The 23,516-nt window shown below is 67.4% G+C and carries 18 protein-coding genes; 6 read left to right on the forward strand and 12 right to left on the reverse strand.

All coding sequences use genetic code 11. The annotated features are described in order from the left end of the window. Positions 1 to 20 precede the first annotated feature (20 nt). The 3 genes from HLH29_RS08555 to glmU form a co-directional block, all read right to left on the reverse strand. Entirely contained in the window at positions 21 to 1,037 is a 1,017-nt protein-coding gene (locus tag HLH29_RS08555; RefSeq protein WP_408871953.1) for an FAD-dependent oxidoreductase, read from the reverse strand. Positions 1,038 to 1,156: 119 nt separating this feature from the next. Then, the gene (glmS, locus tag HLH29_RS08560) at positions 1,157 to 2,980 is read right to left on the reverse strand and encodes a glutamine--fructose-6-phosphate transaminase (isomerizing) (RefSeq protein WP_182965794.1); all 1,824 of its coding nucleotides are present in this window, start codon (positions 2,978 to 2,980) and stop codon (positions 1,157 to 1,159) included. Next, positions 2,980 to 4,353, reverse strand: a complete 1,374-nt coding sequence (gene glmU / locus HLH29_RS08565) for a bifunctional UDP-N-acetylglucosamine diphosphorylase/glucosamine-1-phosphate N-acetyltransferase GlmU (protein ID WP_182965922.1) — start codon at positions 4,351 to 4,353, stop codon at positions 2,980 to 2,982. The genes glmS and glmU overlap by 1 nt, the downstream gene beginning before the upstream one ends. A 117-nt stretch (positions 4,354 to 4,470) precedes the next feature. Between glmU and gph the strand changes: the two genes are divergently transcribed. Then, positions 4,471 to 5,151: a phosphoglycolate phosphatase gene (gene gph, locus HLH29_RS08570; protein WP_182965796.1), complete on the forward strand. Its 681-nt coding sequence runs from the start codon at positions 4,471 to 4,473 to the stop codon at positions 5,149 to 5,151. 74 nt (positions 5,152 to 5,225) lie between these two features. Here gph and HLH29_RS08575 read toward each other — a convergent pair whose 3' ends face one another. The 7 genes from HLH29_RS08575 to mutM form a co-directional block, all read right to left on the reverse strand. Then, complete coding sequence (locus HLH29_RS08575; protein ID WP_182965799.1) at positions 5,226 to 6,035, reverse strand: DUF3108 domain-containing protein; 810 nt, start codon at positions 6,033 to 6,035, stop codon at positions 5,226 to 5,228. 110 nt (positions 6,036 to 6,145) lie between these two features. After that, a complete protein-coding gene (gyrB, locus tag HLH29_RS08580; protein WP_182965924.1) occupies positions 6,146 to 8,575 on the reverse strand; it encodes a DNA topoisomerase (ATP-hydrolyzing) subunit B in 2,430 nt (809 codons plus the stop codon). An 86-nt stretch (positions 8,576 to 8,661) separates the two neighbouring features. Further along, entirely contained in the window at positions 8,662 to 9,825 is a 1,164-nt protein-coding gene (recF, locus tag HLH29_RS08585; protein WP_182965801.1) for a DNA replication/repair protein RecF, read from the reverse strand. A gap of 22 nt (positions 9,826 to 9,847) precedes the next feature. Beyond that, entirely contained in the window at positions 9,848 to 10,972 is a 1,125-nt protein-coding gene (gene dnaN / locus HLH29_RS08590; protein WP_182965803.1) for a DNA polymerase III subunit beta, read from the reverse strand. Between the two features lie 169 nt (positions 10,973 to 11,141). Next, positions 11,142 to 12,587: a chromosomal replication initiator protein DnaA gene (gene dnaA, locus HLH29_RS08595; RefSeq protein ID WP_182965805.1), complete on the reverse strand. Its 1,446-nt coding sequence runs from the start codon at positions 12,585 to 12,587 to the stop codon at positions 11,142 to 11,144. Between the two features lie 432 nt (positions 12,588 to 13,019). Beyond that, positions 13,020 to 13,289 (reverse strand): 30S ribosomal protein S20, encoded by a 270-nt coding sequence (gene rpsT / locus HLH29_RS08600; RefSeq protein ID WP_114728253.1) that lies wholly within the window; start codon positions 13,287 to 13,289, stop codon positions 13,020 to 13,022. Positions 13,290 to 13,430: 141 nt separating this feature from the next. After that, positions 13,431 to 14,303: a bifunctional DNA-formamidopyrimidine glycosylase/DNA-(apurinic or apyrimidinic site) lyase gene (gene mutM, locus HLH29_RS08605; RefSeq protein WP_182965807.1), complete on the reverse strand. Its 873-nt coding sequence runs from the start codon at positions 14,301 to 14,303 to the stop codon at positions 13,431 to 13,433. 29 nt (positions 14,304 to 14,332) lie between these two features. Here mutM and HLH29_RS08610 point away from each other — a divergent pair, with 29 nt between their 5' ends. Genes HLH29_RS08610 through HLH29_RS08630 form a run of 5 tightly spaced genes read left to right on the forward strand, consistent with a single transcriptional unit; the run spans position 14,333 to position 19,972 of the window. Next, positions 14,333 to 15,127: a class I SAM-dependent methyltransferase gene (locus HLH29_RS08610; protein ID WP_182965809.1), complete on the forward strand. Its 795-nt coding sequence runs from the start codon at positions 14,333 to 14,335 to the stop codon at positions 15,125 to 15,127. A 2-nt stretch (positions 15,128 to 15,129) separates the two neighbouring features. Then, the gene (coaBC, locus tag HLH29_RS08615; protein WP_182965811.1) at positions 15,130 to 16,386 is read left to right on the forward strand and encodes a bifunctional phosphopantothenoylcysteine decarboxylase/phosphopantothenate--cysteine ligase CoaBC; all 1,257 of its coding nucleotides are present in this window, start codon (positions 15,130 to 15,132) and stop codon (positions 16,384 to 16,386) included. Next, the gene (gene dut / locus HLH29_RS08620) at positions 16,383 to 16,841 is read left to right on the forward strand and encodes a dUTP diphosphatase (protein WP_182965813.1); all 459 of its coding nucleotides are present in this window, start codon (positions 16,383 to 16,385) and stop codon (positions 16,839 to 16,841) included. Before coaBC ends, dut begins: the two co-directional genes overlap by 4 nt. 36 nt (positions 16,842 to 16,877) lie before the next feature. Beyond that, positions 16,878 to 18,605, forward strand: coding sequence for an ABC transporter permease (locus tag HLH29_RS08625; RefSeq protein WP_182965815.1), 1,728 nt, complete (start codon positions 16,878 to 16,880; stop codon positions 18,603 to 18,605). 20 nt (positions 18,606 to 18,625) lie between these two features. Beyond that, positions 18,626 to 19,972: an ABC transporter ATP-binding protein gene (locus HLH29_RS08630; RefSeq protein ID WP_182965817.1), complete on the forward strand. Its 1,347-nt coding sequence runs from the start codon at positions 18,626 to 18,628 to the stop codon at positions 19,970 to 19,972. Between the two features lie 7 nt (positions 19,973 to 19,979). Here HLH29_RS08630 and msrA read toward each other — a convergent pair whose 3' ends face one another. Next, positions 19,980 to 20,552 (reverse strand): peptide-methionine (S)-S-oxide reductase MsrA, encoded by a 573-nt coding sequence (gene msrA, locus HLH29_RS08635; protein WP_182965819.1) that lies wholly within the window; start codon positions 20,550 to 20,552, stop codon positions 19,980 to 19,982. Positions 20,553 to 20,714: 162 nt separating this feature from the next. Next, a complete protein-coding gene (locus tag HLH29_RS08640; protein ID WP_182965821.1) occupies positions 20,715 to 23,411 on the reverse strand; it encodes a valine--tRNA ligase in 2,697 nt (898 codons plus the stop codon). Positions 23,412 to 23,516: the final 105 nt, after the last annotated feature.

Here is a 23,516-nt window from a genome sequence, read left to right on the forward strand (position 1 = left end):
ACATCGCTCCGTCCGGAACGTCAGGCGGCAGAGGCACCGAACACGATGTCGCCCACCCGCCGCGCCCGCGAGGGCGACAGCAGGAAACCATGGCGATACATGCCGTTCACATAGACCGTGCGCCCCTCGACGGTCACGGCCGGCACATTGTCCGGATAGGCGGGCCGCACGCCAACCCCGGTCTCGACGATTTCGGCTTCCCCGAAGGCCGGATGCAGCACATAGGCTGCAGTCAGCAGTTCCACCATCGAGCGCAGGGTCATGCTGGCGAGACTTTCACTCTCGACCATCGTCGCCCCCACCATGAACAGATGGTCCGCCCGTGGCACGATGTAAACCGGAATACGCGGATGCAGCATGCGGACGGGGCGATGCAGCGTCACCTCGTGGCAGCGCAGCAGCACCATTTCGCCCCGCACGCCGCGCAGTCCGGTCAACCGCTTTTCGGCGGCGATCCCGGTGCAATCCACCACCCAGTCGGGCCGCGCCCCATGCCACGGATCACCGGCCATGCGATCGGCCGGCGCGTTGAGCTGAACCGTGCCCCCCAGCGCAATCAACCGCTCGCGCAACGCCGCCAGGGCCTTGCGGGGGTCGAGATGCCCCTCCTCGGGAAAGAACAGCCCCTTGTCGAACCGGCCGGCCAGATCAGGTTCCAGTTCGGCGATACGATCGCCATCCACCAGATCGAAATGGCTGGTCCGCCGGGAAAATCTCGTAATATCAGCAACGTCGCGCGGCGGCGCCAGGACCAGCGTGCCATTGCGCGCCACGTCCGGCACATGGGCGGCCCACCACTCGACCGATTCGATCGAATCGCGCGTCACCTCGGGCGGCGCGGATTCGGCCTCGCACCACGGCGCGAGCATGCCGCCCGCCATCCACGATGCCCCAGCCCCCTCGCGTCCGCCGATCTCCAGCAACACCACGTCGGCGCCACGTTCGGCCAGCGTCACCGCGCTGGTCAGGCCCGCAACGCCGGCCCCCCGCACCAGAACCCGCGGCCGCGCACCGGTTGCCACCTTCGTCATGGACATCGCTCCCTTCCCACCACCGGGCAGGCCCGGCGTATAGCCGGCGAGAGGATGTTGCCTCCAGCGACCGAAGACAACACCCCGGGGGGACAGGCCAGAGCCGCCCCCCCCGGGGCAATCGACTATTCGACGGTGACCGACTTGGCCAGGTTGCGCGGCTGGTCCACATCCGTCCCCTTCAGCAGGGCCACTTCATAGGCCAGCATCTGCACCGGAATGGTCTGCAGCACCGGGGCGGTGAATTCGCCCACCGTCGGCAGCGCAACCACGATTTCGGCCAGACCGCGCAGGCGCGGCGCCCCCTGCGTGTCGGTGAAGACCAGCAGACGGCCACCCCGCGCACGCGCTTCCTGCAGGTTGGAGAGCGTCTTCTCGAACAGCCGGCCCGAGGGCAGCGTGGCCACGATCGGCACCGTGCTGTCGATCAGCGAGATGGGGCCATGCTTCATCTCGCCCGCCGCATAGGCCTCGGCATGGATATACGAGACCTCCTTCAGCTTCAGCGCCCCTTCCATGGCCACCGGAAAGGCCGATCCACGCCCCAGATACAGCACGTCGCGGGCCTCGGCGACGACCGCCGCCATCGCGCGGATGGCGGGCGCCTGGTCGAACACCTCGTTCGCACGGCTGGGCAGGTCCAGCAGTTCGGCCACCAGTTCCTGCTCCTGCGCCAGCGACAGCGTGCCGCGTGCCCGCCCGATCGCGATCGTCAGGCACGCCAGCACCGAAAGCTGCGCGGTGAAGGCCTTGGTGCTGGCCACGGAGATTTCAGGCCCGGCGACAGTGCCCAGCACGACATCGCTCTCGCGCGCCATCGTGCTCTGCTCGACGTTCAGGACCGACAGGATATGCTGCCCGCGCGCCCGCATGCCGCGCAACGCGGCCAGCGTATCCGCCGTCTCGCCCGACTGCGAGATCAGCAGGCCAAGCCCGCCCGGCGTCAGCGGCGGATCGCGATAACGCAGCTCACTGGCCACATCGATATCGACCGGCAGGCCCGCCACTGCCTCCAGCCAGTAACGGCCGATCAGCCCGGCATAGAAGGCCGAACCGCAGGCCGTCACCGCCGCACGGGGCAGCGACGCCAGGTCGAACGGCAGGTCCGGCATCACAACCTGCCGCGTTGCCGGGTCGATCAGCCGCTGCAAGGTCTGCCCGATCACCACCGGGTGCTCGTGCAGTTCCTTGTCCATATAGTGGCGATAGCCATCCTTGCCGACCGAACCGGCGATCAGCGCCGTGGTGCGCACCGCGCGTTCCACCCGCTCGCCCGAGGCATCGAAGAATTCCGCGCCCTCCGGCGTCACCATCACCCAGTCGCCATCGTCCAGATAGGCGATGCGGCGCGTCAGCGGCGCAAGGGCCAGGCTGTCGGAACCGAGGAACATCTCGTTCTCGCCGTAGCCCACCACCAGCGGCGCCCCATGCCGCGCGCCGATCAGCAGGTCGTCATGCCCGGCGAAGATCATCGCCAGCGCATAGGCCCCTTCCAGCCGGCGTAGCGTGGCGAACGCCGCCTCGCGCGGCGAGAGGCCGCGCGACAGATGGAAATCGACCAGTTGCGCCACGGTCTCGCTGTCGGTCTCGGTCACGAAGACGTGGCCCGCCTGCTCCAGCTCCCGCCGCAACGCCTCGAAATTCTCGATGATGCCGTTATGCACCACCGACACGCGCGGCGTGCCGTGCGGATGGGCATTGTTCTCGGTCGGCGCGCCATGGGTGGCCCAGCGCGTATGGCCAATGCCCGTCACCCCGGCCAGCGGCGCGCGTGCCAGCACGGACGCCAGATTGTCCAGCTTACCGGCCGCCCGGCGCCGTTCGATCCGCCCATCCACGAGCGTCGCGATGCCGGCGGAATCATATCCGCGATATTCCAGCCGCCGCAGGGCGTCGAAGATGATCGGTGTAGCGTCCCTGCCGCCGACGACGCCGACTATGCCACACATCACCCCTGCTCCTTCTTCCTGCGCAGGGCGTCGCGCAGCGCCGCCCCCCGTCCGTCCTTGTTTTCCTGCCGCGCGCGCCCGAATGCCAGCGCGCCGGCCTCCACATTCTCGGTAATAACGCTGCCCGCCGCGATCAGTGCCCCATCGCCGATCGCCACCGGCGCAACCAGGATCGCGTCCGACCCGATGAAGCAATCCGCGCCGATCTCGGTACGATGCTTGAACACACCGTCATAATTGCAGGTGATCGTTCCGGCCCCGACATTGGTGCCGGCGCCGATCGCCGCATCCCCCAGATAGGCCAGATGGTTGGCCTTCGCCCCGGCACCAAGGGTCGTGCCCTTCAGCTCGACGAAATTGCCCACATGGGCCGCCGCCCCGACATCGCTGCCCGGCCGCAGCCGCGCATAGGGCCCGATCAGCGCCCCCGGCCCGACCACGCAGCCTTCCAGATGGCTGAAGGCACGGATTTCCGCCCCACGAAGCACGCGCACCCCCGGCCCGAACACCACATGGGGCTGAACCAGCACATCGGTCTCGAAAACCGTATCGACCGAGAGAAAGACCGTCTCCGGCGTCACCAGCGTCACACCGGCATCCATCGCCGCCGCGCGCAGCCGCTTCTGGACGCAGGCTTCGGCCTCGGCCAGTTCGGCGCGGGAATTGATGCCGCGCAACTCGTCCTCAGGGGCCTCCACCGTGCGGACCTGCTGCCCTTCGGCCACGGCCAGGGCCACCACGTCGCCCAGATAATATTCGCCCTGCGCATTGTCGTTGCGCACCATGGACAGCCAGCGCCGGAAGCTGCCGGCCTCGGCGCACAGCACGCCGGCATTGCACAAGCCGATCGCCCGTTCCTGCTCGCTCGCGTCCGCCCATTCCACGATCCGCCGCACCAGCCCGTCCTCGCTGACGATCCGGCCGTAACGGCCCGGGTCACGGGGCCGCATCGCCATCAGCGCCAGCCCGACGCCGGGGGTTGCCCGGCAGGCCACCAGGTTGCGCATGCTCTCGGGCGTGATCAGCGGATTGTCGCCATACAGCACCGCGACATCGCCGTCGCCGAACAGATCGGCCGCCTGGGCCGCGGCATGGGCGGTGCCCAGCCGGTCGGCCTGCACGACGACCTGATGCGGCGCGGCAAGGGCCGCGACCTGCTCCATGCCCGGCCCGACGACGACCACGATCCGGTCGAACACCATGGCCGCGTGATCCAGCAGGTAGCGCAGCATCGGCCGGCCGGCGAGCGGGTGCATCACCTTCGGCTGGTCGGATTTCATGCGCGTTCCCATCCCCGCCGCCAGGATGACGGCCGTGGCGGGACGACGGGCGGCGGGGTCCGCTGGCGTCGCGGACTGAGGCTGGGCATTCATGCCATGCGGGTAGCGGGCGGGCATCGGCCCTGTCAAATGAAGGGGTGATCGCAGGCCATCACTTAGGTTTACGAATTACTGCATCCAGGCCGACAGGACCGCTTCCAGGAGAAGCCCATGCCATCTGAGACCCTCCCCCGCCTCGCCATTTTCGACATGGACGGCACGCTGCTGGACAGCCTGCCGGACCTCGCCGCCAGCGCCGACCGGCTGCTGAAAGGCTACGGCCTGCCCGGCATCGCGCCGGAACTGGTGCGCGCCATGGTGGGCGACGGCGTGGCCGCGCTGGTGCGCCGCCTGCTGGCGCATGCCGGCCCCGAGGCGTCCGCGATCGACACACATCAGGCCGTGGAGCGCTACATGGCCGATTACACGCCCCGTTCCACCGAGCAGTCCCGTCTTTTCCCCGGCACGGATTACGCGCTGAACACGCTGCGGGCGCAGGGCTGGCGGCTGGCGATCTGCACCAACAAGCCGGTCGCCGCCGCCACGCGCATCATCGACGCGCTGGGGCTGGCGGGCATCTTCGATACGATCGGCGGTGGAGACAGTTTCCCCGCCCGCAAGCCCAACCCCATCCACCTGCTCGGCACCATCCAGCAGGCACATGGAACGCCCATGCGCGCCGTCATGGTCGGCGATCATCACAATGATATCGCGGCGGCCGAAGGGGCCGGCGTCCGCGCGATCTTCGCCCGCTGGGGCTATGGCCGCCCGGACATGGAAGCCGGCGCGACGGCGGGAGGCGATTCGATCACCGAAATCCCGCATCTGGCCGACCAGCTTATCCCGGCATGAGAACCTGTCCGTAAATGCGCGCTGGCGGCGAGCCGACGCGCGCTTCCGGCCAGGTTCCGGAGTGCAGCTTAGCCCTACGCGGTATCCGGCAGCAGCAGCACCGTCAGGTGCCCGAGCTTCGGATGGTCGAAGGCGATGCGTACGATCGTCAGCCCGTCGCCCGGCACGTCCTGAAACCAGACCGAGCCGTTGATCGGCTTGCGTGCCGCCGAATCCGGCCCATCGGTCTTGCGGAACCCGGCGATCTGCACGTCGCTGAAATCACAGCGCAAGGCCGCCCCCCGATAGGGCTGATGGGAATCGCTCGCCATGTCCTGCGTGCCGACCGTGTGGGCATCCATCCGCAGCAGGCGCGCCCCGTCGAACACGGTGGCCGATCCGTCACATTGATGATGGCTCCGCACCGTCTGCTGCAGCCGCATCAGCGCACTGAGCGAATCCATCGCCGGCGCCAGATCGGTGGCGGGAATCGGGTCACGACTGGGCTCCGGTGGAGTCTGGAGGGCGATGTGCGTTTGCCCGCCAGTGTAATCGAGCACGACATGCCGGTCCGCCCCGCGCGAATAGCCCGCGCTGTCATAGGTCAGCGGCCGCACCCCATCGGGCACGAACTGCCCCGTCGCCTGGGACGTGATGTTCATGCGCACCAGCAGCCCCAGCAGGCCCCCGCTGCGGATCGTCGACCGCACGGCATAACCGTCCGGCGTCACCGCATAGCGCGCGGCAATCGTCAGCGCGCGGAACCCGTGATTATAGACGCCATAGACATGCACGATCTGTGCGGGATCGTTCGCCGCCCGCGCCGCGGGCGCCCACACGCCAAGCATGGCCGCCAGCACCAGCGCGGGAAATCCCAATGCCGGGAATCGACGTGACAGACGCATCACTGCTCTCCACGAAACGAGGAAAAGGGAAGCCGGCCGATGGCCGTGGAGCCTGACTGAACGTGGGCTGGCGAGCGAACCCGCCGCCAACCCCCATTCCAGCCAGGTTCTCAGACGTCCAGGTTCGCAACCTTGAGCGCATTGCCGACGATGAAATCGCGGCGCGGCTCGACGACATCGCCCATCAGGGTCGAGAACACCTGCTCGGCATTCTCGACATCCCCGACCTTCACCTGCAGCAGCGTGCGCATGGCCGGGTCCAGCGTCGTCTCCCAGAGCTGGGCATCGTTCATCTCGCCCAGTCCCTTGAAGCGGTTGATCGACAGGCCGCGACGGCCCTGGGCCAGAATCCGTTCGTACAACGAGGCCGGGCCGGCGGCGGGACGCATCGTCCCATCCAGGGTCAGCTCGACCGGGGCTGCGAAATCGCCCCCCAGCCGCTCCGCGCGATCGGCCAGCCAGCGGACCTCCGCACTGCGCAGCGCCGCCGGGTCCAGACGATAGACCTCGCCCACGCCCCGGACGCTACGCGCCATCTCCAGCCCGGATTCGGCCGCGGCTGCAACCTTCCAGCCCCGCTCGTTCGGCTGCGACACCGTGTCGAGACGTGCCTGCAGATCGGCAACCCGGCCCTGCACCACCTGCGTGTCGGCACTCAGCGCACCGGTCACCGCCGCCTGTTCCAGAATCCAGATCGGCGCACGAACCGACAGGCGCTGAATCGCACGCGTCACATCGCGGATGAACATCACCTCGGCCGCCAGCGCCTCGCCCTGGAGCACGCGCCCGTCGGCATAGCGCATCGATGCGTTGGCCAGCGCCTTGTCCAGCAGATACTGCTCCAGCGCCGCATCGTCCTTCAGATAGCGTTCGTCATTGCCCCGCTTGGCGCGATAGAGCGGCGGCTGGGCGATATACAGGTGCCCGCGCTCGATCAGTTCGGGCATCTGGCGGAAGAAGAAGGTCAGCAACAGCGTGCGGATATGCGAGCCGTCGACATCGGCGTCGGTCATGATGACGACGCGGTGATAGCGCAGCTTGTTGATCGAGAACCCGCCCTGATCGACTTCGCCGCGACCGATGCCGGTGCCCAGCGCAGTGATCAGCGTGCCGACTTCGGCCGAACCCAGCATGCGGTCGAAGCGCGCACGCTCCACGTTCAGGATCTTGCCCTTCAGCGGCAGGATCGCCTGGAAGCGCCGGTCACGTCCCTGCTTGGCGGTGCCACCCGCCGAGTCACCCTCGACGATGAACAGTTCCGACTTTGCCGGATCGCGCTCCTGGCAATCCGCCAGCTTGCCCGGCAGCGACGACACATCCAGCACGCCCTTGCGCCGCGTCAGCTCGCGCGCGCGCCGCGCCGCCTCGCGCGCCGCCGCCGCGTCCATCACCTTCGCAACGATGCCACGGGCTTCTTTCGGATGGGTCTCGAACCAGTGGGCGATCATGTCGGCCGCCGCCGCATGCACCACCGGCTGCACTTCGGAGGAAACCAGCTTGTCCTTGGTCTGCGACGAGAATTTCGGGTCCGGCACCTTGACCGACAGCACGGCCGTCATGCCTTCGCGCATGTCCTCGCCCACCAGCGACTGGCTGTCCTTCTTGCTGGCGTTGCTCTCGGCATATTTGCCCACCACGCGGGTCAGCGCCTGCCGGAAACCGGCGAGATGCGAGCCGCCATCGCGCTGCGGGATATTGTTGGTGAAGCACAGCATGGTCTCGTGGAAACTGTCGTTCCACGACAGGGCGAATTCGACCTTGATACCGTTCTCTTCGTTCTGCAGGCTGCCCGTGATCGGCGGATCGACAATCGAGGTCTTGCCCCGATCCAGCCACGACACGAAGGCGGCCAGACCGCCCTCATAATGGAAATTCTCCTCGCGCGTCGGCGTATGCCGCTCGTCGCGCAGGATGATCTCAAGGCCGGAATTGAGGAAGGCGAGTTCGCGCATCCGCCGTTCCAGGATGGCGAAATCGAACTCGGTGATCTTGAAGGTCCCGACGCTGGGCTTGAACGTGACCTGGGTGCCGCGCGGCTCGGCACTCGGCCCGATGATGGCCAGCGGGGCATCGCGCTCGCCATGCTGGAAGCGGATCATGTGCTCCTGCCCGTTGCGCCAGATCCGTACATCCATCCACTCGGACAGGGCGTTCACCACCGCGGCGCCCACGCCGTGCAGGCCGCCCGACACCTTGTAGGAATTCTGGTTGAACTTGCCGCCGGCATGCAGCTTGGTCAGCACCACTTCGGCCGCGCTGATCCCTTCCTCGATATGCATATCGGTCGGAATGCCGCGTCCGTTGTCGCGCACTGTCACGCTGCCATCGCCATTCAGCGTCACGATGCAGTTGGTGGCGAATCCGGCCTGTGCCTCATCGACCGCGTTGTCGATGATCTCGAAGGCCATATGATGCAGGCCGGACCCGTCATCGGTATCGCCGATATACATGCCAGGCCGCTTGCGGACGGCATCCAGTCCCTTCAGGACGGAAATGGAAGCGGCGTCATAGTCCGAATCGTCGGGCAAGGTCCCGCTCATGTCCGCATCGGATTTCTGAACGGGATTGGATTGATCGGACATACCGGGCAGATGCTCCAGACAGGGATCGTGGTCGAACGCCGCGATCATACAGGCTTCGGGTCCATCGAACCAGCATCGGCCAGGGGAATTCCCCCACTGGGCCGAAGCATTCCGTCCGACAGCGTGCAGAACGCCGCGCGATCGCGCAGCGGGTGAAACAGGTCGGCATCGGTGCCGGTCATCAGCACCGTGCCGTCAAATCCCTCAAGACTGCGAAACAGCGCCTCCCGCCGCCGCTCGTCCAGATGCACCAGCGGTTCGTCCAACAGGATCACCGGCGCCTCGCCCCGATGCCGCGTCATCAGCGCCGCATGGGCCAGCACCACGCCCAGCAGCAGCGCCTTCTGCTGGCCGGTGCTGGCCTGCGCCGCCGGCCGGCCGCTGACCCGGTCCGACAGCGCCATGTCGGCCCGATGCGCGCCCATGCCCGCACCGCCGCGCGCCGCATCCGCCGCCCGCCCTGCCGCCAGCCGGTCGCGCAGCCAATCCTCCACCGCCAGTGCCGGGCGGGTGCGCAGATGCTCCGCAATCGGGCACAAGAGTTCGAGCCGCGCGGAGGGAAAACCCTCGGGCGCCCCCATCGCCCCCTCGTCATTCAGCCGGTCCGTCAGCACCAGCCGCGCCGCCGTGGCCGCGACGGCATGCCGCGCCATCGAATCCTCAAGCGCCGCCAGCCACCCCGCATCGGCACGCCCGCCGGCCAGCAGCCGGTTGCGCTGGGTCACCGACTGGTCATGGGCCGCCAGCTCCCGCGCATGTCCAGGCTCCAGCGCCAGCACCAGCCGATCCAGAAACCGCCTGCGCCCGGGCAGCCCGTCTTGGAACAGCCGGTCCATCTGCGGCGTCAGCCAGACGGCGGAGAGGGAATCGGCCAGCGCCCCCCGGCCGCGCACGGCCTCGCCATCGCGCCGGAAAGCCCGGCGCTCGGGCCGCGTCGGGTCACTGCCGGTGGACAGGTCGGACGGCATGCCATCCGGAGCGATGAAGCGTGCGGCCACACCCCATAATTGCGTCCCGTACCGCGCCATCTCGGCGCCGCGCGCACCGCGCAGCCCCCGTCCCGGCACCAGAAGGGACAGCGCTTCCAGCAGATTGGTCTTGCCGGTACCATTCTCGCCGGTGATGACATTGACCGGCGCGTCCGGCCGCCAGACCAGACGCGCATAGTTCCTGAAATCCGTCAGCGCCAGCCGCTCGAGGCGCGCCATGATGCGGCCAGCGCCTCCGCGATCAGACCCGCATCGGCATCAGCACGTAAAGCGCCGACGGGCTGGCGACATCACGCACGATGGTCGGGGCGGAACTGTCGGAAAAGGCGAATTCCACGTCGCGCTCGATCTGATCGGTGATGTCGTTCAGATAGCGGGCCTGAAAGCCGATCTCCATCGGTTCGGCGTCGTAGGTCACGTGGTTTTCGTCCAGTTCCTCCTTCGCCGTTCCCTGGTCGGGGCTGACGGCCGAAAGCGTCAGGAGGTTGCGGCCGATCGACAGCTTGACGGGGCGCGAGCGTTCCTGGCTGATCGCGGCGACACGCGCCACGGCATCGGAGAAATCCTTCTTGCCCACACGCAGGATACGGTCGTTGCCGCGCGGGATGACGCGATCATATTCCGGGAAGGTGCCGTCGATCAGCTTCGAAGTCAGCGTGACAGGCCCGACCGAGAACTGGATGCGGGTATCGGACAGGCCCACCACCACGTCTTCCGCCCCCTCGTCGAGCAGCTTGCGCAACTCGGCGATGGTCTTGCGCGGCACGATCACGCCCGGCATCTCTTCGGCCCCCGACGGAACCTCGGTCTCGACCCGCGCCAGACGGTGGCCGTCGGTCGCCACCGCGCGCAGCATCGGCCCGGTATCCCCAGCCGCGACATGCAGATAGATGCCGTTGAGGTAGTAGCGCGTCTCCTCGGTCGAGATCGCGAAACGCGTGCGGTCGATCAGCCCGCGCAGCACGGCCGCCGGCACCGTGAAATGGTTGGGCAGCGTGCCCGCCGTCATCGACGGGAAATCGTCCACATCCAGCACATTCAGGCTGGTGGTATAGCGCCCCGCCCGCAGGGCCAGCGGCGCATCGCCACCCGCGTGATCCAGCTCGACCGCCACCCCGTCGGGCAGCTTGCGGACGATCTCGTGCAGCACGGCGGCGGGCGCGGTCACCGCACCATTGCGGGCGGTCTCGGCGCCGATTTCCTCGACCACCGCGATTTCCATGTCGGTCGCCGTCAGCGTCAGCCGACCATCCGCGACATTGATCAGGACGTTGGCGAGAATCGGAATGGTGTTCCGCTTCTCGGCGACGCTCTGGATATGCGCCAGAGCCTTCAGCAACGTCGCGCGGTCAGCCTTCAGCTTCATAGGTACAGACTCTCCTTGCCCGGCGTTCGCCACCGGGATCATGGCCGCCCCGGCCATACGCCCGGACCGCCAGATATGACCTTCGGTCCCGTGATTCTAGCAGCCCGCGCAGGGGGCGCAAAGGCCCACTGGGCTGCAACGGCATACAGGCCGGTTTGAAACCCGCCCCTCAGCTTTCCAGCATGCGGCGCAGCAGTTCAACGTCTTCGGCAAACGCGCTGTCCCGCTCCATCAGTTCGGTGACCCGCGCCACGGCATGCATGACGGTCGTATGATCGCGGTTGCCGAACTTGCGCCCGATCTCCGGCAGGGACCGGCTGGTCAGCTGCTTGGCCAGATACATGGCGACCTGCCGGGGGCGCGCCACCGCGCGCGCACGCCGGGCCGAGGACATATCGGTCAGCCGGATATTCCAATGCTCGGCCACCTTGCGCTGAATTTCCTCGATCGTCACCCGCCGGTCATGCGCCTTGAGGATATCGTGCAGAACGTCCTGCGTCGCTTCCAGCGTCACCGGACGGCCGAACAGGTTGGCATGGGCGATCAGGCGGTTCAGCGCGCCTTCCAGCTCACGCACATTCGACGTGATCTTGTGCGCCAGGAATTCCAGCACCTTGGCCGGCACCGGCACACCCGACGCCGCCGCCTTGGATTCCAGGATCGAGATCCGCAATTCGAAGGTCGTGGCATGGATATCGGCCACCATGCCGCAGCCCAGACGCGTACGCAGCCGGTCTTCCAGCCCCGACAGGTCGGACGGCGACTTGTCGGCAGACACGACGATCTGCCGCCCGGCGTCGACCAGCGCATTGAACGTATGGAAGAATTCTTCCTGCGTGTTGTCCTTGCCGATCAGGAACTGCAGATCGTCGATCATCAGCACATCGACCGACCGCAACTGCTCCTTGAACTCCATCGTGGATTGCGAGCGGATCGCGGCGATGAAACGGTACATGAACTTCTCGGCCGACATATAGGCGACCGAGACCTTGCCGCCCCGCGTCAGTTCCGAGCCGATGGCATGCATCAGATGCGTCTTGCCCAGGCCCACGCCACCGTACAGGAACAGCGGATTGAAGCCGGGGCTGGAGGGCCGCTCCGCCACCCGGCGGGCGCAGGCATAGGCAAATTCGTTGGGCTTGCCGACCACGAACGTATCGAAGGTGAAGCGCGGGTCCAACGGCGCGGCCAGGTCGTGACGGCTCAGTTCGCTCCGCGCCTCGGCCACCCGCTCGTCCACCGCGCCGGCGGCGGGCGCGGCATCGGCCGAACCGACCTCGTCACCCGCCGCACCCTCGGGCTCGGCGACCGGATCGGGCCGCCCCACCTGCAATTCCACGCGGCGGATCGACGGCAGCTCGGCATTCCACAGCGCGCTCAGCCGGTCGCCATACTGCGTGCGCACCCAGTCGCGCAGGAAACGTGTGGGCAGATTGAGCGTGATCTCGTCGCCATCGACCGGGCCGATGCTGATCTGTTTCAGCCAGGTACGATACTCGACCTCGCCAACCTCGGCCTGCAGGCGTGAACAGATCCGCGACCAGTGGATGTCCAGAACGTTCCGGACCGAGCGGGCTTCCGCGACGGCATCATATCCACTCAGTTCGCCCGTCATGCTCAATCCCGGCCCCCCTGGAGACGGTAACCTCCCCGCGATGCGGAAAGATCCATCCCTACGTTTTCCGCCCCCCTCATACCGAACGCCCGCGCAATCCACCCGCCACCAGCCGTCACGCAAGGAGAACACGCCTCCCCTTGCCCGACACCGAAAAAGGCGCGGCCACTGTGTCCTGCTCAGTCGTCACGAAATGAAGAAGCCGAAGATAGGTCACCGACCCGACCGAGGCAACGGAAAACTGGGGCGGCGAGGCGGGAAAATCCGGCGCCAAGCGCAACACGACCAGTCACCACAACCTGAAGCAGTCAGGCGGAACCCGCACAATAAAAGCAAAGGCCGCCCCTCTCCTTGAACGAGAGAAACGACCTTCTGCCTAGTTCTGTACGTCTATTTGCCGGCCTTGAAGCAATACCGGCCGGCGCCGGCCGGTCAGGCGGCGACGAGGGCCTTGATGCGGGCCGACAGACGCGAAATCTTGCGGGAAACGGTGTTGGCGTGAATCACACCCTTGCCCGAGGCGCGCTGCATTTCCGGCTGGGCCGCGCGCAGGGCGCTGGTCGCCTCTTCCTTGTTGCCCGAGGCAATCGCCGCCTCGACCTTCTTCACGAAGGTGCGCATGCGCGAGACGCGCGCCGTGTTGCGCGCGTTGCGGCGCTCGTTCTGACGGATGCGCTTACGCGCGGAAGCAGTGTTCGCCATGGTTCTCAGTTCAAAAAAATATGGTTACGAGGTCCGTCGCCAGCAGGCCTCGGACATCCAGATCAGGGTGGCGATCTAGTCCAAGCCTTCCACCCCCGTCAAGACAACTCTTCCGCACGGCTGGAAATACCGCCATGCCGATCAACCGGCCGCCGTCGGCGCGCCGGCCGGAAGGACCTGGCGCAGAGGGCAGAAGAAGGTCGAGCGCCCCGCCTGCTCGATCCGCACCACGCCGCCGCAGGCCTTGCCGCCGGGGCAATCCGGGCACCCCTGCCCCGCACGGCCATAGACACGCCAGGCATGCTGGAAATAGCCCAGTTCCCCATCCGGCTGGGCATAGTCGCGCAGGCTTGATCCACCGGCCGCGATCGCTTCCTCCAGCACCGCGCGGATCGCCTCGACCAGGCGCGCCTCCTCGGGCCCATCCAGCCCGCAGGCCATCCGGGCCGGATGGATCGCGGCACGGAACAGGGCCTCGGACGCGTAGATGTTACCAATCCCCGCCACCACCGACTGATCCATCAGCGCCGCCTTGATCGAGGTCCGCCGCCGCGCGAGGGCATGATGCAGCCAGTCCTGCGAAAATCCGTTCCCCAGCGGCTCGGGACCGAGTCGGGCCAGCAGGCGGTGCTTTTCCTCATCCACTGTGGGCATCAGGTCCACGGTACCGAAGCGCCTGGGGTCGATCAGGCCGAAATGCGTGCCGTCCGTGGTTTCGAACGACAGATGCTCATGCCGGTCGGGCTTCGGCGCCTGGCCGGGCAGCGACAGCAGCACCCGCCCGGACATGCCCAGATGCAGCAGCATGGTCTCACCCCGGTCCAGCCGCATCAGGATATATTTCCCACGGCGGGCAAAACCGCTGATCCGCGCGCCTTTCAGCCGGCTGGCCAGGTCGGCCGGAAAGGGCGTGCGCATACCGTCCCGACGCACCGCCACCCGGGCGATCGTCTTTCCGTCGAGATGCAACCGCATCCCACGCATCACTGTTTCGACTTCAGGGAGTTCCGGCATGAGTGGATCTGAGGTTATATCCCTGAACCATGACCGACAATACCACGCCCTCCGCCATCGACGCCGCCGCCGTCGCCCCCCCCTCCGGCGCGGAGACGACCGATTTCGGCTTCCGCGACGTGCCCCTGGCCGAGAAGAAGCCGATGGTGCGCGCCGTGTTCGACAGTGTCGCCACCCGCTACGACATCATGAACGACGTGATGTCGCTGGGCATCCACCGGGCCTGGAAGAAAATCTTCGTGACCGAACTGGGCGCCCATCCGGACCTCACGCTGCTGGACCTGGCGGGCGGCACGGGCGACATCTCGTTCGGCTGGCTGCGCGCCGGCGGCGGCCGGGCCATCCTGTCCGACATCAATGCCAGCATGCTGTCCGTCGGGCGCGGACGGGCGCTGGAGCGCGGGCTGATTTCCAGCCTGAATTTCGCGGTGATGGATGCCGAGGCCATTCCCCTGCCCGACCGCTCGGTCGACCGGGTGTCGATCGCCTTCGGCCTGCGCAACTGCACCGACAAGGACGCCGTCCTGCGCGAGGCACGGCGCGTGCTGCGTCCCGGCGGGCGTTTCCTGTGCCTCGAATTCTCCCGCGTGCAGGTCGCGGCCCTGTCGCCGATCTATGACGCCTGGTCATTCCATGTCCTGCCGCGCATGGGCGCGGCCATCGCCGGCGACCGCGAGAGCTACCAGTATCTGGCCGAGAGCATCCGCATGTTCCCCGACCAGGAGACCCTGGCCACTATGATGCGCAATGCCGGACTGGAACATGTGACGGTCCGCAACCTCTCGGGCGGCATCGCGGCCATCCATTCCGGCTGGCGGATCTGACGATGCAAGCCGCCCCCACCCCGGTCGGCGGCCGCACGGTCCTGCTGATCGTCTGCGGGGGAATCGCCGCCTACAAGACGCTCGAACTCATCCGCCTGCTCACGAGGGCGGGCCTGCGTGTCCGCACGGTGCTGACGGCGGCAGGCAAACAGTTCGTCACCCCGCTCAGCCTCCAGGCCCTGACCGGCGAGAAAGTGTATGAAGACCTGTTCTCGCTGACCGACGAGAACGAGATGGGCCATATCGCGCTCTCGCGCTCCGGCGACCTGCTGGTGGTCTGCCCGGCCACGGCCGACATCATGGCCCGCATGGCCGCCGGACTGGCCGACGACCTGGCCAGCACGCTGCTGCTGGCCACCGACAAGCCGGTCCTGATCGCCCCCGCGATGAATGTCCGCATGTGGGACCACGCCGCCACCCAGGCCAATCTGGCCACCCTGCGCGCGCGCGGCGTCATGGTGGTCGGCCCCGAAATCGGGCTGATGGCCTGCAACGAGACCGGCCCCGGCCGCCTGGCCGAACCACCCGCCATTGCCGAGGCGATTTTCCGCCACCTCGCCGAACCGGCCATCCCTGGCCCGCTCGCCGGCCGCCACGCGCTGGTCACCGCCGGCCCGACCCACGAGCCGATCGACCCGGTGCGCTACCTCGCCAACCGCTCCTCCGGCCGCCAGGGTTACGAAGTCGCCCAGGCGCTCGCCGCCCTCGGCGCGCGCGTCACCCTGGTCAGCGGACCGGTCGACCTGCCTCCGCCCACAGGCGTCACCCTGCACCGGGTCGAAACGGCCAGGCAGATGCTGGCGGCCTGCCGCGACGCCCTGCCCTGCGACATCGCCGTCTGCGCCGCCGCCGTCGCCGACTGGCACGTGGCGGCGGAAGCGACGCGCAAGATCAAGAAGACGGCCGGCGCCCTGCCCCCGGCACTGACGCTGGTGCCCAACCCCGATATCCTGGCCGACCTGTCCACCCCCGGCCCCAACCGCCCGGCACTGGTGGTCGGCTTCGCCGCCGAAACCGATACGGTCGAGCAGCACGCGGCGGCCAAGCGACTTGCCAAGGGCTGCGACTGGATCGTCGCCAATGACGTGCGGCCGGAAACCGGCATCATGGGCGGCATGGAAAACGAGATCATCCTGATCACCGGCGACGGCGCCGAACAGTGGCCCCGCATGGGCAAGCAGGACGTGGCCACCCATCTGGCCGAGCGCATCGCCGCCTTCTTCACCCCCGATTTCTCTTCTGGCCGGAGTATTTCATGACCGCCCCCATCGTTTCCGTCGCCGTCCGCCGCCTGCCCCACGCGGCCGACCTGCCCCTGCCCGGCTACGCCACCGCGGGCGCCGCCGGCATGGACCTGCTGGCGGCGGTAAAGGAACCGGTCGAACTGGCACCCGGCGCCCGCATGCTGGTGCCCACCGGCCTGTGCGTCGCCCTGCCCCCCGGTTATGAATTGCAGATCCGCCCCCGCTCCGGCCTGGCGCTGAAGCACGGCATCACCCTGCCCAACACGCCCGGCACGATCGACGAGGATTATCGCGGCGAAATCGGAATCATCCTGCTGAACACGGGTGACGCCCCGCTGGCGATCACGCGTGGCATGCGCATCGCCCAGGCCGTGCTGGCCCCGGTGGTCCGCGTCGCGTGGCAGGAGGCCGAGAGCCTGGACGAGACCACCCGCGCGTCAGGCGGCTTCGGCAGCACCGGCACCGCCTGACGGGCCGGAGGCATTGGGCAGACAGGAAAGAGGGTCATGACGGCGCGTTGGCTTCCCGCCTTTTTATCCCGCGACAGCCGGCCCAACCTGTTCGATCTGGCCGCCCTGCTGTGCATGCTGGGGCTGGCCGTGCTGCTGGCCACGGCCGGGCGCCACATGCTGGCGCCCATCACGGCGCCGAATGCCGCCGCGATCCATCTCGATCCCGCATGGCTGCCCGGCTACGCCGTGCGCACGACCATGCGCATGTTCGCGGCCCTGGGCGCGTCGCTGCTGTTCACCTTCACCTATGCGGTCTGGGCCGCCAAGAGCCGCCGCGCCGCGCTGATCCTGGTGCCGGTGCTGGACGTGCTGCAATCGGTGCCGATCCTGGGGTTCCTCACCTTCACGGTCGTCTTCTTCATGGGCCTGTTCCCCGGGCGCATCCTGGGGGCCGAACTGGCGGCGATCTTCACCATCTTCACCAGCCAGGCCTGGAACATGGCCTTCAGCATGTACCAGTCGCTGCGCGCCGTGCCGCCGGACCTGGAAGAGGTCGCGCGCGGCTTCGGCCTGACGGCATGGCAGAAATTCTGGCGGCTGGACGTGCCCTTCGCCGTGCCCGGCCTGGTGTGGAACGCCATGGTCTCGATGTCCGGCGGCTGGTTCATGGTGGTCTATTCCGAGACGATCACAGTCGGAAACACCGATATCCTGCTTCCCGGCATCGGCTCCTATGTCGGCACCGCCATCGCGCAGCGCGATCTGTGGGCGGTTCTCTACGCCATCCTGACGATGCTGGTGGTGATCCTGGCCTATGACCAACTGCTCTTCCGGCCGCTGGTCGCCTGGTCCGCGCGCTTCGGCACCGCATCGTCCGATAGCGCGCCCACGTCCGATCCCTGGATGCTGGTGCTGCTGCGCCGCACGGCCCTGCTACGCCGCATGACCGATGCCATCGGCGAGGGCCTGACCGCCATCGGCGGCCTGCCCCTCGGCCGCCGCCCGCACGAGGCACGGCGCGGTATCGTCGTGCCGTCTCGCCTGCTCGATCTGGGATGGAGCGCCCTGCTCGCCGGGCTGAGCCTGCTCGCCCTGTGGCAGGTATGGATCTACGCCCGCGCCACTTTCTCGCTGCCCGAACTGCTGCATGTCGTCGGGCTGGGCGGGCTGACGCTGCTGCGGGTGGTCGCCATGGTGCTGCTGGCCTCGCTGGTCTGGGTACCGGCGGGCATCTGGCTGGGGCTCGATCCCACCCGCGCCCGGCGCACGCAGTTCGTCGCCCAGTTCATGGCCGCATTCCCGGCCAATCTCTTCTTCCCGATCTTCGTGGTGCTGATCGTCCATTTCCGCCTCAGCAGCGATCTCTGGCTGACCCCGCTGATGATCCTGGGCACCCAGTGGTATATCCTGTTCAACGTCGTGGCCGCCGCATCCTCCTTTCCCGCCGACCTGCTGGAGGTCGCGCGCAGCCTGCAGGTGCGCGGCCCGCTCTGGTGGCTGCGGGTCGCCCTGCCGGGCATCCTGCCGCACTACATCACGGGGGCCATCACCGCCTCCGGCGGCGCCTGGAACGCCGCCATCGCCGCCGAGGTCGCAAGCTGGGGCGACGACCATCTGGCCGCCCACGGGCTGGGCGCCTATATCGCCCGCGCCACGGTCGCGGGCGACACCGCCCATGTCGGGCTGGGCATGACGGTCATGGCGACGTCCGTTCTGCTGTTCAATCGCGCGGTGTGGCGCCCGCTGGCCGATTACGCCCGCCGCCACTTCGCCTTCGTCTGATCACCGCTCGGGACCGCGCCATGACCCTCTCGCCTTCCTCCCAGATCGAAGATCAGGAAGAGCTGATCCGCGTCACCGGCTGCCGCCAGGCCTACCACAAGGGCGCCGCCGCCGACCTGGTGGTGCTGGACGACGTGAACCTGACCCTGCGCTCGGGCGAGATCGTCGGCCTGCTGGGCCGGTCGGGGTCGGGCAAATCGACGCTGCTGCGCATCGTGGCCGGCCTGCTGCCCCCCACCGAGGGCAGCATCCTGTGGAAGGGCAACCCGGTCTCGGGACCGGTGCCCGGCATTGCGATGGTATTCCAGTCCTTCGCCCTGTTCCCCTGGCTGAGCGTGCAGAAGAATGTGGAACTGGGGCTGGAGGCCAAGGGCATCGCCGCCGCCGAGCGCGACCGTCTGGCCGAGGATGCGATCGACCTGATCGGCCTGGGCGGCTACGAAAACGCCTATCCCAAGGAATTGTCGGGCGGCATGCGCCAGCGCGTGGGGCTGGCGCGGGCGCTGGTGGTCCAGCCCGACCTGCTGCTGATGGACGAGCCCTTCTCGGCGCTGGACGTGCTGACGGCGGAAAACCTCCGCACCGACCTGATCGAGCTGTGGGCCGAGCGCAAGCTGCCGGTCAAATCCATGCTGCTGGTCACCCACAATATCGAGGAAGCGGTGCTGATGTGCGACCGCATCCTGGTCTTTTCCTCCAATCCGGGCCGCGTGGCGCACGAACTCGCCGTTCCCTTCGCCCACCCCCGCAACCGCGAGGACCCGGCCTTCCGTCAACTGGTCGACCAGATCTACGCGCTGATGACCCGCCGGGCGCCGATCGTGTCCGAGGCCGAACTCCCCCTTGGCGAGGCCGCGCCACAGGCGGCGGCCCCGGTCCAGGTCGCCCTGCCCGAACTGCCGATGAATACGATGGTGGGGATGATGGAAACCCTGGCCGCCGATCCGCTGGACGGGCGCGCCGACCTGCCGCTCCTCGCTTCACGCCTGCAACTGGCGCTTGACGATCTGTTCCCACTGGGTGAATCGCTGCAATTGCTGGAATTCGCCGAACTGGAGGATGGCGACATCCTGCTGACGACCGAAGGCGCCCGCTTCGTCCAGAGCAGCCACGACGAACGGCGGCAGATCCTCTGGCACAGCCTGCTGCACAACGTCCCGCTGGTGCGTGTGATCCGCTCGGTGCTGGACGAACGGCCGAACCACCGCGCCAGTGCCGAGCGGTTCCGCGAGGAACTGGAAGACAGCATGTCGCCCGACTATGCCAAGCAGACCCTGCAAACCCTGATCGGCTGGGCCCGCTACGCCGAACTGTTCGATTACGACGAGGAAGCGGACCAGCTCTTTCTGGACGACGAGACCGAATGATCCCCCGTTACTGGCGGGCCAGCGCCAGCCGGTCATAGAAAACCCGCCGCACCTTCGCCACCTTGGGCGCGATCACCGCCGCGCAATAGCCGCGCTCCGGGTGCTTGGCGAAATAATCGTGGTGATAGGCCTCAGCCTCGTAGAACTGCGTCAGCTTCTGGATCTCGGTCACGATCGGATCGGGCCACACTTGCGCCGCCGTGATCTCGTCCCGCACCTCACGCGCCACCCGCTCCTGCTCCGGCGTCGCGTAGAAGATGACCGAGCGATATTGCGTGCCGACATCCTCCCCCTGCCGATTCAGGGTCGTCGGATCGTGTATCGTGAAGAAGATCCGCAACAGATCGGCATAGGACAGCACGTTCGGGTCAAACGTCACGCTGACAAGTTCGGCATGACCGGTCCGGCCGGTGCATACCTGCTCGTAGCTCGGGTTCGCGACATCACCACCGGCATAGCCGGGCATCACGTCCTCGATCCCCGCCAGTTCGCGCAAGGCGGCTTCGGTACACCAGAAGCAGCCACCCGCCAGATAGGCGGTCTGCCAGGATGGGTCACGCCCCTTCGTTCCGTTCGTCATCTCATCTCTCCTGCCGCGGATTCGCACCGCACCGTTCGAAGATGTGATGCTCCGACAGGGATTGAAAGAGAAGCGATCGTGATGGAGGGAACGTGACCACCCGCGGAGCCTGACCGAACATGCACGCCGGACGCCAATCCGACGCGTGTTTCGGTCTGCCCCTCAGGCGAGGTATCCCAGCGCCGCCTCCACACGCACGCGCTCATCCCGGAACTGCGCCAGCCGCTCGCGATTTTCCTCGACAACCTCAGGCTTGGCACGGGCGACGAAATCCGCATTACCCAGCTTGCGCTCGACCTTCACGATCTCCCCATCCAGCCGGCCGCGCTCCTTCTCCAGCCGCTGCCGCTCCTGATCCAGATCGATGATGCCCGCCAGCGGAATCACCAGCGTCGCCTCGTCCACCACAAGCTGGGCGGCGCCACGCGGCATCTCGCCGGTCAGCGGCTCGACCGCCGATACGCGCGCCATGCGGCCGATCGCCTCCGCCCAGCGGGTCGCCCGCTCGATAGTCCGGGCATCGGCATCGCGCAGCAGCACCGGCGCCAGGCGCGAGGGCGGCACGTTCATTTCCGCCCGCACGGTCCGGATCGCGGAGATGAAGCGGATCACCCAGTCCAGTTCCGCCACCGCCTCGGCCGCATCCGCCGGGCGCTCGGGCACCGGCCAGGGCGCCGTCATCAGGCTGCCACGCGCACCGAAGCCGAACTGCACCCACAATTCGTCGGTCACAAAGGGCATCACCGGCTGCAACAGGCGCAGGATCAGCCCCAGAACATGCGCCGCCACCGCACGGATCTCGGCCGCCAGGGCCTCATCCGCGCCGGTGAAGACCGGCTTGGCGAATTCCAGGAACCAGTCGCAGAAGCAGTTCCAGACGAACCGGTAGCAGACGGCGGCATATTCGTCGAAACGATAGGCCTCCAGCGCCGCATCGGCATCGGCCGCCGCACGGGCGGCTTCATCCAGCAGCCAGCGGCCCAGCGGCGAGGTCACGCTCTCGGGCCGGAAATCCGCAACCGGGGCCACGCCATTCATCTCGCAGAAGCGCGCGGCATTCCAGATCTTGGTCACGAACGACCGGTATTCCTCGATCCGCTTCTGGCCCAGCTTGACGTCACGCCCCAGCCCGGTCAGCGCGCACACGGTAAAGCGCATGGCATCGGCACCGTACTGCTCGATCATGTCGAGCGGATCGATGCCATTGCCCTTGCTCTTGGACATTTTCTGGCCGCGCTCATCGCGCACCAGCCCATGGATGAACACGGTGCGGAACGGCACATCCTTCATGAAATGCAGGCCCATCATCATCATCCGGGCCACCCAGAAGAAGATGATGTCGAAGCCCGTCACCAGCACGTCGGTCGGGTAGTAGCGCGCCAGATCCGCCGTCTTCTCCGGCCAGCCAAGCGTCGAGAACGGCCATAGCGCGGACGAGAACCAGGTATCCAGCACATCCTCGTCGCGGGTCAGCACCTCGTCCTGCCCGTAATGCGCGCGGGCCTCGGCCTGGGCCTGAACCTCGTCATGCGCCACGAAGACATGCCCATCCGGCCCGTACCAGGCCGGAATGCGATGCCCCCACCAGAGCTGGCGGCTGATGCACCAGGGCTGGATATCGCGCATCCAGGCGAAGAACGTGTTCTCCCACTGCTGCGGCACGAAGCGCACCTGCCCCGTCTCCACCGCCGCGATGGCCGGTCCGGCCAGGGTCGCGGCATCGCAATACCATTGGGTGGTCAGGCGCGGCTCGACCACCGCGCCGCTGCGCTCGGCATGCGGCACCTGGTTGCGGTGCGGCTCGATCTTCTCCAGCCAGCCCAGCCGCTCCAGCTCCGCCACTACGGCCTTGCGCGCCTCGTCACGGCCCAGGCCTTCCAGCCCGCGCGTGAAGGCCGGGTCCGCCAGCCCCTCCACCGCGTGCAGATCGTCGGCAATCTCCGCCAGCGTCACCCGCGCGTCCTCGTCCAGCACGCTGGGCATCGCCAGGCTGTGCCGGCGCCCGACCTCGAAATCGTTGAAATCATGCGCAGGCGTGATCTTGACCGCGCCGCTGCCCTTCTCGGGGTCGGAATAGCTATCGGCGACGATGGGAATCCGCCGCCCGGTCAGCGGCAGGACGACCGACCGGCCAATCAGGTCGGTATAGCGTTCATCCTCCGGATGCACGGCCACCGCCATGTCACCCAGCAGCGTCTCGGGGCGCGTGGTCGCAACCGTAATGGTCCGCCCTTCCGCATCGTCGGCGACCGGATAGCGGATATACCACAGGTTACCCTGCATCTCGCGGTTATCGACTTCGAGGTCCGAAATCGCCGAACGGAAGGCCGGGTCCCAGTTCACCAGCCGCCGGTCGCGATAGATCAGCCCCTCGCGATACAGGGTGACGAACACCTCCAGCACCGCCTTGGAGAGACCCTCATCCATGGTGAAGCGCTCGCGCGGCCAGTCGAGCGACGCGCCCAGGCGACGAAGCTGGGTGGTAATGCCACCGCCGGATTCGCCCTTCCACTGCCACACACGCTGTTCGAAGGCCTCGCGCCCCAGCGCCTGCCGGCTGGTGCCCTCCTTCTGCAAGGTGCGCTCCACCACCATCTGGGTGGCGATGCCGGCATGGTCGGTGCCCGGCTGCCACAGCGTGTCACGGCCCTGCATCCGCCGCCAGCGGATCAGCGTGTCCTGCAACGTCATGGTCAGCGCATGGCCCACATGCAGCGTGCCAGTGACGTTGGGCGGCGGAATCATGATCGTATAAGGCTGCGCGCTGCTGCCCGGCACGGCCGAGAACGCGCCTTCACGCTCCCATTCCGCATAGAGGGCGGGTTCGATCTCGCCGGGCGAGAAAGACTTGTTCAGCATCGCAAAACCAGACCTGAGCATGAAGGAAAATCGGCCGGACAGGGCAAACCCCTCCGGTCCGCCGCTTATAGCGAACTTCGTCCCGAAAGAAACGCCGGGCCGGCG

The sequence above is a fragment of the Gluconacetobacter tumulicola genome (assembly GCF_014174215.1).
In the GTDB taxonomy this organism is placed as follows: domain Bacteria; phylum Pseudomonadota; class Alphaproteobacteria; order Acetobacterales; family Acetobacteraceae; genus Gluconacetobacter; species Gluconacetobacter tumulicola.